Here is a 12284-nt window from a genome sequence, read left to right as displayed (position 1 = left end):
GCACCACCCTCGGCACGGAAATCGGCATCCGGGCGCTCTTCGAGACCCCGACCGTCGCCGGCCTCGCCAACCTCGCCGACCAGCTCACCGACACCGCACCCGTGCGGCCTGAGCTCGTCCCCGCCGACCGGCCCGAGAAACTGCCGCTGTCGTTCGCGCAGCGCCGGTTGTGGTTCATCAGCCAGCTCGAGGGACCGAACGCCACCTACAACATGCCCCTCGCCGTCCGCCTCACCGGCACCCTCGACGAGCAGGCACTGCAGGCAGCCCTCCACGACGTCATCACCCGTCACGAGAGCCTGCGCACCGTCTTCCCCGAGGACACCGACGGACAGCCCTACCAGCGCGTACTGAGCCGGGACGAGGCTGTCGCGTCGCTGACGCTCGTCACGGTGGACGCCCCCGGTCGGGAGGCGTTGGCGGCGGTCATGGAGGAGAGCGCCGGTTGCCGGTTCGACCTGGCGGTCGACCTGCCGCTGCGGGCGTGGCTGTTCACCAGCGCCCCCGACCAGCACGTACTCCTTCTCGTCATGCACCACATCGCGGGCGACGGCTGGTCCATGGCGCCCCTGGCCCGGGACCTTTCCGTTTCGTACGCGGCGCGGACCGAGGGCCGGGTGCCGTCATGGGCCCCGCTTCCGGTGCAGTACGCCGACTACACGCTCTGGCAGCGCGAGCTCCTCGGCGAGGAAAACGACCCCGAGAGCGTCATCACCGGCCAGGTGGCCTTCTGGCAGGAAGCCCTCGCCGGGATTCCCGAGGAGTTGCAGCTGCCGTTCGACCGGGCGCGTCCTGCCGTCGCCTCCCACAAGGGCGGTTCGGTGCCGCTGGTTCTCGACGCGCAGTTGCACCAGCGGGTCGTCGAGCTCGCGCGCGCTCAGGGCACGAGCGTGTTCATGGTCATGCAGGCCGCCCTCGCCGCCCTGCTCACCCGCCTCGGCGCCGGCAACGACATCCCCATCGGCTCACCCATAGCCGGCCGTACCGACGACGCGCTCGACGACCTCGTCGGCTTCTTCGTCAACACCCTCGTCCTGCGCACCGACACCACAGGCAACCCCACCTTCGAAGAGCTCCTCCAGCGCGTCCGCGACACCGACCTCGCCGCCTACGCCCACCAGGACCTGCCCTTCGAACGCCTCGTGGAACTCCTCAACCCCGTCCGGTCCATGGCCCGGCACCCCCTCTTCCAGGTCATGCTGACCCTGCAGAACCAGACGCAGGCCGGTCTCGACCTCCCCGGGATCAGCGTGGGGATGGAGCCGCTGGGCCCGCCGGCAGCGAAGTTCGACGTCGGCTTCACCCTGACGGAACGATTCGCCGTCGATGGCGGCCCCGCAGGCCTGATCGGCACCGTCGACTACGCGACGGACCTTTTCGACGCGGCAACCGTGGAGCTGCTCGCGCGGCGGCTGGTCCGCCTGCTCGAAGCCGTCGTCACCGACCCCACCACCACCGTCGGACAGCTGGAGATCCTCTCCGGACAGGAGCGACACCGGCTCCTGACCGAGTGGAACGACACGTATCGCGACGTACCGCAGAGCACCGTCCCCGAGCTGTTCGAGCAGCAGGCGGCCCGTACTCCCGATGCCACCGCCGTGGTCTTCGAGGGCGAGGAACTCACCTACGCCGAGCTCAACAACCGGGCCAATCAGCTCGCCCATCGCCTCATCGGCGCGGGCACCGGCCCCGAGCACATCGTCGCCGTCGCTCTGCCCCGCTCCACCGAGCTCATCGTCTCGCTCCTGGCGGTTCTGAAGACCGGGGCGGCGTACCTGCCCGTCGACCCGGACTATCCGGCCGACCGCATCACCTACATGCTCGGCGACGCGGCACCCACCTGCGTCATCACCGACACGCGGACGCTCCCGGTGATCCCCCGGTCCGACGTCCCCGCGATCGTCCTCGACGACCCCGGGACCCTCGCCGAGCTCGCAGGCGACACCGCCGGCAACCCCGACCGGACCGTGCACCCCGACCACCCCGCGTACGTCATCTACACCTCCGGCTCGACCGGCCGGCCCAAGGGCGTGGTGATCGCCCACCGCAACGTCGTCAACTTCTTCGCCGGCGTCGACGAGCGGGTGGGCTGCGGCCCGGACGACACGCTCCTGGCCGTCACCAGCGTCGCCTTCGACATCTCCGTACTGGAGCTGCTCTGGACGCTCGTCCGCGGCACCCGCGTGGTGCTGATGCAGGACCGTGCCCTGGTCAAGGAGGGGAGCGGGGCCCTGGCGCCGGGCCGGCCGGTCAAGCCGTGCGACGTGAGCCTGTTCTACTTCGCGAGCGCCGAGACGGCCACCGCCGGTGACAAGTACCGTCTGGTGCTCGAAGGGGCCCGGTTCGCCGACCGCCACGGGTTCGAGGCGGTGTGGACCCCCGAGCGGCACTTCCACGAGTTCGGCGGCCTCTACCCCAACCCGTCCGTGATGAGCGCCGCGCTGGCCACGGCGACCGAGCGGGTCAAGATCCGGGCGGGCAGCGTCGTCCTGCCGCTGCACGACCCGATCCGGGTGGCGGAGGAATGGTCGCTGGTGGACAACCTGTCCGGCGGCCGCGTCGGCGTGGCGTTCGCCTCCGGCTGGCACGCCGACGACTTCGCCTTCTTCCCGGACCGGTACGAGGAGCGCAAGCAGTACACCTCCGAGGCGATACAGGTCGTACAGGACCTGTGGCGCGGGGGTTCGCGGAAGGTCCGCGCCGGATCGGGCGCCGAGATCGAGGTCCAGGTCTTCCCGGCGCCCGTGCAGAAGGAGCTGCCGACGTGGATCACGACGACGGGCGGCGGTGAGGCCTTCGCCCGCGCGGGCGCGATGGGCGCCAATGTCCTGACGCACCTGCTGGGCCAGTCGGTCGAACAGGTCGCCGCCAACATCCGGTTGTACCGGCAGGCGCGCGCCGACCACGGCCACGACCCGGATGCGGGTGTGGTGACGCTGATGGTGCACACCTTCATCGGCGAGGACCGCGAGGCGGTCCGGGAACAGGTACGTGAGCCCTTCACGGCGTACCTGAAGTCGTCGGTCGGTCTGCTGATGAACCTCGCCAAGAGCCTGAACCTGCCGTTCGACCCGGCGAGCATCACCGACGCCGACAGGGACACGCTGCTGTCCTTCGCCTTCGACCGCTACTTCGAGACCAGTGCCCTCTTCGGGACCGTGGAGTCGGTGCAGCCGTTCCTCGAGGGGCTGAGCGCGGCCGGTGTCGACGAAGTGGCGTGCCTGATCGACTTCGGCCTCCCGGACGACATGGTCCTGGACCACCTGTCGGGCCTGGCGGCGGCCCGTGACCTGCACGGGGCACGGGTCGCAGGCGAGGACCTGTCGCTGGCGGGCGTCGTCGAGCGGTACGCGCCGACGCTGATGCAGTCGACTCCGTCGCTGATGCAGATGATCGCGCAGGACGAGCGGAGCCTGACCGGTCTGTCCTCTCTGCGCACCCTCGCCGTGGGCGGCGAGGCGCTGCCGTCGTCCCTGGCCGGTCTCCTGCGGTCCGAGCTGCCCGACGCCCGGCTGATCAACATGTACGGTCCGACGGAGACCACGATCTGGTCGGCGACCCACGAGGTGGGGGACGCCACGGGGCCGGTCCCGCTGGGGCGTGCCATCGCCAACACGCGGACCTACGTCCTGGACGACCGTCTCCAGCCCGTGCCGCCCGGCACTCCCGGCGAGCTCTACCTCGCCGGTGCCGGTCTCGCCCGCGGCTACCTCAACCGGCCCGCCCTCACCGCGGAACGCTTCACAGCCGACCCGTTCGGCGCTCCCGGCGCACGCATGTACCGCACGGGTGACGTCGTACGCCACCGGACCGACGGAACCCTCGAATACCTCGGCCGGTCCGACGACCAGGTCAAGATCCGGGGCTTCCGCATCGAACTCGGCGAGATCGAGGCCGCCCTGGCCGCGCAGCCACAGGTGGCCCAGGCCGCCGCCGTCGTGCGCGAGGACCGGCCCGGCGACAAGCGGCTGGTCGCCTACGTCGTTACCGAGAGCGCAAACCTGTCGACGGACACCCTCCGGGCAGCCATCGCCGGACGCCTCCCGGACTACATGGTCCCCAGCACCGTCCTCACCCTCGACGCACTGCCCCTCACCCCCAACGGCAAGCTCGACCGCAAGGCGCTGCCCGCACCGGACTACGCGGCGCTCACCACCGGCCGTAAGCCCCGTACGCCGCAGGAAGAGGTCCTCTGCAGTCTCTTCGCCGAGGTCCTCGGCCTGGAGACCGTGGGCGTCGACGTCAGCTTCTTCGAGCTCGGCGGCCACTCCCTGCTCGCCACCCGTCTCATCAGCCGCATCCGTTCCGTGCTGAGCGTCGAGCTGGGCATCCGGGTGCTGTTCGAGGCGCCGACGGTGGCGGCCCTCGCCGAGCACCTGACGGGCGAGAAGGCACAGGACTCGCTGAAGCTGCTGCTGCCGCTGCGGGAGACCGGGACCGCGGAGCCGCTGTTCTGCGTTCACCCGGGCACGGGCCTGAGCTGGCCCTACGCGGGCCTGCTCCAGCACGTTCCGCAGGAGGTGCCGATCTACGGCCTGCAGGCCCGGCAGGTGTGCGGGGAGGGCGAGCCGCCGAAGGACCTCGCGGAGATGGCGGAGGACTACGTCCGGCACATCCGGTCCGTCCAGAAGGCGGGTCCGTACCGCCTGCTGGGCTGGTCGTTCGGCGGCCTCGTGGCGCACGCCGTGGCCACGCGCCTGCAGGAGCAGGGCGAGGAGGTGTCCCTGCTGGCACTCCTCGACGCCAGCCCCAGCGAGCAGACGTCCTCCGCGCCCGCTCCGGTGGACGAGCGGGCGGCCGTGGCCGGCCTGCTGCGCTCCCGCGGGCACGCCTTCGACGAGGCGGCGGCCTTGGACCTGCCGGAGGCCGCGGAGATCCTTGTCGAGCACGACGAGTGGTTCCGGCACATGGACGTCCGCACCGCCGTCTCCGTCCTGCGGTTCATGCTCGACAGCGCGACCCTGTCGAGGGGGTACAGGCCCGCGGTGTTCCGTGGCGACGTGCTGTCCTTCGTCGCCGCGCGGGAGGGCGAGGAGACCGTGGTGACCACGGCGGACTGGGCGCCGTACGTCGACGGGAGCATCGGCCGGCACGAGATCGACTGCGTGCACATCGACATGATGCGGCCGGACCCGCTGGCCGAGATCTGCAAGACCGTCAATCAGTACCTGCGGTAAGGCGACGAGCGAAGGTGTTCTCCGTGTCGAATCACTCGACTGCCGGGCCCGGCCCGGCCCGGAACAGCTGGCTGAGGTTCCTGCGGAACCGGCCCGATGCCCGGGCCCGGCTGGTCTGCTTCCCCCACGCCGGGGGAGCGGCCGGCTACTACCAGGCCTGGCCCAAGCACCTCCCGGCCGAGATCGACGTCGTGGCCGTGCAGTACCCCGGCCGGCAGGACCGGCTGGGGGATCCGCCGGTGGCGGACATGCGCACCATGGCCGAGTCGGTCGCCGCGGCGCTGCAGCCGCTGGCCGACAGGCCGCTGGCCTTCTTCGGGCACAGCCTGGGGTCGGCGCTCGCCTACGAGGTGGCCCGTGTGATGGAGGGGGCCATGGGCACACCGCCCGCGATCCTCTTCGCCTCCGCGCGCATGGCACCGCACGCCGCGAAGCCCTCGGACCTCAGCCGGCAGGGGGACCAGGCGCTGATCGCCCATCTCACCAAGTTGGGCGGCATGGCCCCGCAGATCCTGGCGGACGAGGAACTGCTCGGGCTGGTGATGCCGGCCATCCGCGCCGACTACCGCCTGCTGGAGGACTACCGGCCCACGCACCTCGCCAGGCTGTCGACGCCCGTCGCGGCCATGGTGGGGACGGCCGACGAGGCGGTCGAGGCCGCCTCGGCCGCCACCTGGAGCGACGCGACGCGGGAGTTCCTCGGCGTCACCGAGTTCCCGGGCGGTCACTTCTACCCCGACGCGTGCCTGGAGCAGCTGACGGGGGAGATCACCCGGCACCTGAGGGAAAGGGTGCTGTGAACCCGTCCGCGCCTCCCCGCGCGGATCCCGCCGGCAGTGGGGCCGTCGCGACGAGCACCGTGCGCGGCGGCACCGCACAGCGGTCGCCGGCCTTCAGGCCGGCGCCCGCCGCCGGGGCGCCGTCCGCGGCCGTCGTGTCCACGACGACCCGGTAGACGGCACCCGGCCGGCCGGGCACGGTGAAGTCCGCCGGTGCGTCGCCCGCGTTGAGCAGGACGAGGACGTCGTCGTCACGCTGCTGTGCGCCCTCCGGCGTCACGGCATCCACCCGGTCCCCGGCCAGGAGGAAGCCGAGGAAGCGGGTCGACGGGTCCTCCCAGCGCCCGGTCGTCATCGGGCGGCCCTCGTGGTCGAACCAGGCGATGTCCGGCGGCCCGGGCGCGTCTCCCGCATTGGACGCGGTACCGGTCAGGAACGTGCGGCGGCGCAGCGCCGGGTGCTCGCGCTGCAGGGCCACGACGCGGCGCACGAAGGCGGTGAGCTCCGGCCGGGCGCTGCTCCAGTCGTACCAGCTGATGCCGTTGTCCTGGCAGTAGGCGTTGTTGTTGCCGTGCTGGGTGCGCCCGATCTCGTCGCCTCCGCAGAGCATGGTCACGCCCTGCGACAGCAGGAGGGTGGCGAGGAGGTTGCGGCGCTGGCGCTCGCGCAGCGCGGTGACGGCACCGTCGTCGGTGGGGCCCTCCACGCCGTAGTTGGCGGCGCGGTCGTCGTTCGTGCCGTCGCGGTTGTCCTCGCCGTTGGCCTCGTTGTGCTTGCGCTCGTACGTCACCAGGTCGGTGAGCGTCTTGCCGTCGTGGCAGGTGACGAAGTTGACGGAGGTGTCGGGGCCGCGGCGTTCGGCGGCGTAGAGGTCGGCGGAGCCGGTGAGCCGGCGCGCCAGGTCGCCCACGGCGGGCCGGCCCCGCCAGAAGTCGCGCAGGGTGTCGCGGCTGCGGTCGTTCCACTCCGCCCAGCCGGCCGGGAACCGGCCCACCTGGTAGCTGTCGGGGGCGCCCACGTCCCAGGGTTCGGCGATGAGCTTGGTCCTGTTCAGGACGGGGTCCTGGTGGAGGAGGTGGAAGAACGCGGCGAGCCGGTCCACGTAGCCGTACTGGCGGGCGAGGGTGGCGGCCAGGTCGAAGCGGAAGCCGTCGACGTGCATCTCCGTCACCCAGTGGCGCAGCGAGTCGAGGATCAGGCGCAGCACTTCGGGGCGGCCGGCGTCGAGGGTGTTGCGGGTGCCGGTGGTGTCGATGTAGCGGGAGCGGTCGGCGGGGTCGAGGCGGTAGTAGATCTCGTTGCCGAGGCCGCGGAAGCTCAAGGCGGGGTCCGTGGGGCCGCCCTCCGCCGTGTGGTTGTAGACGACGTCGAGGATGACCTCGATGCCGGCGGAGTGCAGGGCGGCGACCATCCGCTTGAACTCGGTGATCTGTCCGCCGTGGTCGCCCGACGCGCTGTACGCGGCGTGCGGGGCGAAGAAGCCGATCGTGGAATAGCCCCAGTAGTTGGTCAGGCCCCGTGCGAGCAGGGAGGGCTCGGACAGGTGCTGGTGCACGGGCAGCAGTTCGACGGCGGTGACGCCCAGGTCCGTGAGGTGGCCGAGGACGGCCGGGTGGGCGAGGCCGGCGTAGGTGCCGCGCAGCGCGGGCGGTACGCCGGGGTGGGTGGCGCTGATGCCCTTGACGTGGGTCTCGTACAGCACGGTCCGTGACCAGTGGGTGTTCGGCCGGCGGTCGGTGCCCCAGTCGAAGGAGGTGTCGGCGACCAGGCAGGCGGCCGTGCGGGGGCCCAGCGGTCGCATGATCTGCGCGTACGGGTCGAGGAGCAGGGTGTCGGGGGAGAACAGCAGGCCGCGCCGGGGCTCGTAGGGGCCGGTGGCCCGGAAGCCGTAGCGCTGCCCGGGGCCCACGCCCGGGAGGTAGGCGTGCCAGACGTCGCAGTCGGCGGACATCGCCAGCCGGCTCTCGCGCCCTTCGTCGTCGAGCAGGCAGAGCGTGACGTGGCCGCCGTACGCCCCGGCCGAGGAGTACACGGCGAAGTTCGTGCCGTGGCCGTCCCAGGTCGCGCCGAGGCGGTACGGGTCTCCTGGCCGGGTGTCGGTCATCGCGGGGCCCCTCTCGGTCAGTCGTAGCCGCCGAACATGAACAGGGAGGCGCGCTGGTCGGCGGGGTTCATCAGGCCGTGCAGGTTTCCGCCCTTGAGCAGGGCGAGGTGGCCCGCGGGCAGTCGGCGGATCTCGAAGGAGCGCGTGCGGGTTCCGGAGTCGGCCCAGTCGCCGACGACCATCAGGGCGTCGCCCTCCAGCGTCAGGAAGACTTCCTGGTTGTCGCGGTGGCGGTGCAGGCCGATGCCGCAGGCGGGGTCGAGGACGTGCAGGTCCATGTAGGTGACGGCCAGGAACGGCTCGGTGTCGCCGCTGCGGTGGCCCTTGGAGCCGTGGGCGTCCAGGTTGTACGGCTCCAGGGTGCGAGGGAGGTCACCGCTGCCGGCCCAGCGGCCGTATTCGCTGAACAGGGTGCGGTATTCGAGGAAGCCCACGCCGCCGTGCGGGTTGGGGCTCGTACCGACGCTCAGGTAGGAGTCCCAGCCGCGGACGCGCATCTCGAAGCCGAGCCGCGTCGTGCCCCGGTCCGGGTCGGCCGCGCCCGAGCCGTCGTCGCCGGCGGTCCAGCGCACGTCGAGGTGGAGGGGCAGGACGGGGTGCATGGTGTGGCCGGGCGAGACCTCGCGCAGGTCCCGCTCGGTGAGGCGGTCGCGGGCGAAGTCGTCCGCGCCGCCGCCGACGAGGTCGGGGCGGGGCTGCAGCAGGCCTGAGTCCAGGGCGGCGCGGCCGCGGTCGCCGAGCTGCTCGCGCAGGCCGCCGCCGTCGTGGCCCCACAGCTCGACGGTGTAGAAGTCGCTCTCCTCGTCGTAGGGGGCCCGCAGGGTCACCGGGGGGCCGCCGCGGACCGAGACGACGCAGCCGATGGCCTCGCCGAGCCGTCCGGCCGCCCGCCACAGCGCGGAGTCGGGGCCGCCGCGGTAGGCGAGCTGCAGGAACGGTACGCGCCGGTCGCCGGCGGCGGCCCAGCCGCGGACGGCCCTGGTGTCGGCGAGGCGGAAGTCGCGGACGTTCTGCTTCTGGAAGTCGGTCTTGACGTCCTGGAGCGCCGGATCGAGCTGGTCGGCGTCGCCCCCGGAGGGCCCGTACAGCTCGAGCCACCGGTGGGGGTAGAGGTACTGCAGGGAGGGGGACTCGTAGTGCTCGCGCTCGGCGGCGAGCCGGGAGCGCTCCACCAGGCCCAGCAGCTTCAGCAGCGGGTTGTCCGCGGCGTAGTCCGGCGGCTTCCCGGGATCGACACGGAAGACCGAGTCACTGTGCACGATCTCGGGCATCGGACCGCCTCACGTGGTGTGGTAGAGGAAGGCGACGAATTTCAGCGGCTCGTCGGACGGGTTGCGGATGCCGTGCACGCCGCCGCTCTTGGTGAAGATGACGCTGCCCGGTTTGACGGGCAGTTCCCGGCACTTGACCGGGCCCACGCCGAAGACCTGCCGGTCGACCAGGGGGTAGGAGTCGGTGGCCGGGTCGTCTCCGTCGCTCATGTAGGCGATGCCGGTTCCGGAGACGATGTAGTAGAGCTCCTCGGAGCCGATGTGGCGGTGGGTGCCCTCGATCGTGCCGGGCGGGATGGTCACCTCGTGGAAGAAGACCAGCTCGCTGCCGAGTTCGCGCTGGAGGAGCCAGCGCATCTGGATGACGTTGTCCTCGAAGCGCTCGGGGTTGTCGGCGTCGGTCATGGCGTTGCGGTAGTTGACCGGCAGGACGTCGGCCGCGTCGGGGATGAAGTACCCGCGCTGGAAGTCCAGCAGGTAGTTCTTGTCCTCGACCGTGTTCAGGCCCGAGCTGGGCTCCTGGGTGCGGGGCTCCTGGTGGGAGCGGAGGTAGTCGTTGTCCCACCGCACGTCGCCGATGCCCTGGCCGGTCGGGTACAGCACCCCGTCCTCGCGGAAGGCCAGCAGCACCTTGCGGGCCGGGCCCAGCAGCGACGACAGCCGCGGCACGCGGGTGATGGGCGCGTCACGGCCCATCAGGGGCAGCACGCGGTGGTCGTGGGCCGAGCCGGCGGGCGGCTCCAGCGTTTCCCAGATCTCCGCCGCGTACGCGCCGATGACCGGGTCCCAGTGCAGGGTGACCAGGGCCTCGGCGGCCCGGTCCGGGCCGTCCCCGACGAGCCGGACCCAGGCCTTCACGCGCGGCCCGAGCCGGCGGCCGAACTCCCGGGCCTGCTCGACGAGCCGGATGCCCGCGTATTCGATGCGCAGCATCGAGCACAGCCGGACGCCGCCCAGGAAGACGTCGCCCTTGATGGCGGTGCCGTCGGCGCTGCTGCGCACCTCGGAGACGTAGTAGCGGTAGCGGGAGGAGCGGGTCGCGCTGAGGTAGCGGGCGTGATAGATCCGGTCGGGGAAGAACACCACCCGGAAGATCTCGTTCTCGGGGTGGGTGAAGATCTCGTCGAACCGGGTGTCCATTCACAGCCTCCCGAGCAGCGTGTCGGCGACGCGGAAGGCGTTCGCCTCGATGGTCAGCGTGGGGTTGGCGCTGCCGGACGTCGGCATGAACGAGCCGTCGGTGACGTAGAGGTTGTCGAAGTTCCAGGCCCGGCAGTCGGGGTCGAGCACCGAGTCCGCGGGGTCCGGGCCGAAGCGGGCCCCGCCCAGGACGTGGTTGGCGATCCGCACCACCGAGTGGCCGACGGAGCCGGCGCTGATGTCACCGGTTCGGCCGCCGGCGGCCAGGATGCGCCGGCACTGCTCGGCGAGGGTGTCCATGAGCGCGCGGTCGTGGGGGTGCCAGGTCTTGACGATGTAGGCGGCCGGACGGCCCCACTTGTCCTTCACCGTGGGGTGGAGCTCGATGCGGTTGCCGCGCTGCGGCACCTGGTTGGCCATGAAGGCGACCGACAGCCGGCGGCCGAAGTTCGTCTCCAGATAGTCCTCGAAGCCGTTGCCGACCAGTGAGGTGTCGTAGAGGTAGCCCTTCCAGAGGTTGTCCATGTCCATCGCGTGCCAGGTGCGGGCGAGGGACAGGGGCAGGGCTCCGTCGGAGGTGTTGTTGTAGATGACACCGCCCGCCCACAGCCCCTGCTCCCTGATCCACTCGGCGCGTGCGCAGTGGTCGGTGGCCCAGTCGGAGTCCAGGGTGCGGGACTTGTCGGCGCGCTCCGGCACCACGCACTGCGCGCCGCCGAAGCAGTGGGTCAGGAAGTACGCGCCGAGCAGCCCGTTGCCGTTGATGCGCCGCTCGAAGGCCGGGTCCAGCAGCGCGGAGATCCGCAGCAGCCGCACCGACTCGATCGCCGAGCAGGCCACGACGACGGTCCGCGCGGCCAGGACGCGGGGGCGGCCGCCCGGGTCGCGGTAGTGGACGCGGGTCACCTTGGAGCCCTCGGCCTCCAGGTGGGTGACCGTGCAGTTGGCCCGCAGCTCGAAGCCGCCCCCGTCGCCGCCGCTCAGCGGTGCCAGGAGCGAGACCCAGGTGTTGGACTTCAGCCCCAGCGGGTCGCCGTAGCGGTTGACGAAGGCCGTCTTGATGCTCTCCTCGTCCTGCGGGACCGTACGGCCGCTGGGCGCGTGGTCGCGGGTGATCACCGCGAGCGGGGTGCGGTAGCGGCGCATGCCGAGGGCGTCCATGCCGGCGGCGGCGTACGCGCTGATGGGGTTGGGCGCCAGCGGAGGCTGGTAGCGGTCGGCCGAGGGCGTCTTGGCCTGCCCCTCCCACGTGCCGTTGACGCCGATGAGCTCCTCGGCCCGGACGTAGTACGGCTCCAGGGCGGCGTACTCGACCGGCCAGTCGCGGGCCTCGCGCACCACCTCGCGGCCCGGGTCGTCGCGCAGGTCGCCACGGCCCTCGTTGAAGCTGCGCAGCCGCAGGTCGTCCGGGGTGAAGCGGGGCGAGACGCCGCCGTAGAGCTGGGTGCCGCCGCCCACCACCTGGGCGGTGTAGCCCTCGATGGTGACGCGGTCGGCGCCGTCGCTGTCGCGGTAGACGTGCGGCTCGTCGTTGAGGTCGGGCTCGACGTGGCTGGAGAAGTACGCCTCGCCCGTATTGGCGACGCCCCGCACCGTGATGCGCTTCTCGGCGCCCGTGGCGAAGGACTCGTCGCGCTTGAAGTCGCTCAGCCCCTGCGGGCTCTGCGCCTGGGTGCGCAGCAGCGGGCCCTTCTCCAGCATCACCACCCGGTGCCCGGCCCGTACGAGCGTGTGGGCCACCGGGGCGCCCCCGGCCCCGCTGCCGATGACGACGATGTCCGCCGGTTCCCACGGACCCGTTCCCTCCGCCATG

The 12284-nt window shown here is 71.8% G+C and carries 6 protein-coding genes; 2 read left to right on the top strand and 4 right to left on the bottom strand.

Features of this window, described 5'->3' with window-relative positions; genetic code table 11:
- A partial coding sequence (locus AB0G59_RS24105) for a MupA/Atu3671 family FMN-dependent luciferase-like monooxygenase (RefSeq protein WP_360915153.1) occupies positions 1-5177 on the top strand: 5177 nt, incomplete at its 5' end.
- A 23-nt stretch (positions 5178-5200) separates the two neighbouring features.
- Positions 5201-5977 (top strand): alpha/beta fold hydrolase, encoded by a 777-nt coding sequence (locus AB0G59_RS24100; RefSeq protein ID WP_360915150.1) that lies wholly within the window; start codon positions 5201-5203, stop codon positions 5975-5977.
- Here AB0G59_RS24100 and glgX read toward each other — a convergent pair.
- Genes glgX through AB0G59_RS24080 form a run of 4 tightly spaced genes read right to left on the bottom strand, consistent with a single transcriptional unit; the run spans position 5946 to position 12283 of the window.
- Positions 5946-8060 (bottom strand): glycogen debranching protein GlgX, encoded by a 2115-nt coding sequence (glgX, locus tag AB0G59_RS24095; protein ID WP_360915147.1) that lies wholly within the window; start codon positions 8058-8060, stop codon positions 5946-5948. The genes AB0G59_RS24100 and glgX overlap by 32 nt on opposite strands.
- A gap of 17 nt (positions 8061-8077) precedes the next feature.
- The gene (locus tag AB0G59_RS24090) at positions 8078-9331 is read right to left on the bottom strand and encodes a hypothetical protein (protein WP_360915144.1); all 1254 of its coding nucleotides are present in this window, start codon (positions 9329-9331) and stop codon (positions 8078-8080) included.
- Between the two features lie 9 nt (positions 9332-9340).
- Positions 9341-10471: a cupin domain-containing protein gene (locus tag AB0G59_RS24085; protein WP_360915142.1), complete on the bottom strand. Its 1131-nt coding sequence runs from the start codon at positions 10469-10471 to the stop codon at positions 9341-9343.
- Complete coding sequence (locus AB0G59_RS24080; RefSeq protein WP_360915139.1) at positions 10472-12283, bottom strand: GMC family oxidoreductase; 1812 nt, start codon at positions 12281-12283, stop codon at positions 10472-10474. It abuts the gene before it with no gap.
- Position 12284 lies beyond the last annotated feature (1 nt).

This window comes from Streptomyces sp. NPDC021096 (genome assembly GCF_040641275.1).
In the GTDB taxonomy this organism is placed as follows: domain Bacteria; phylum Actinomycetota; class Actinomycetes; order Streptomycetales; family Streptomycetaceae; genus Streptomyces.
The sequence above is the reverse complement of the archived record's forward strand: the minus strand, read 5'-3'. Positions and strand labels throughout refer to the sequence as shown.

Coding starts and splice junctions, on each gene's coding strand:
- glgX (WP_360915147.1), bottom strand. CDS start 8,060: ATGACCGACACCCGGCCAGGAGACCCGTACCGCCTCGGCGCGACCTGG.
- AB0G59_RS24080 (WP_360915139.1), bottom strand. CDS start 12,283: ATGGCGGAGGGAACGGGTCCGTGGGAACCGGCGGACATCGTCGTCATC.
- AB0G59_RS24085 (WP_360915142.1), bottom strand. CDS start 10,471: ATGGACACCCGGTTCGACGAGATCTTCACCCACCCCGAGAACGAGATC.
- AB0G59_RS24090 (WP_360915144.1), bottom strand. CDS start 9,331: ATGCCCGAGATCGTGCACAGTGACTCGGTCTTCCGTGTCGATCCCGGG.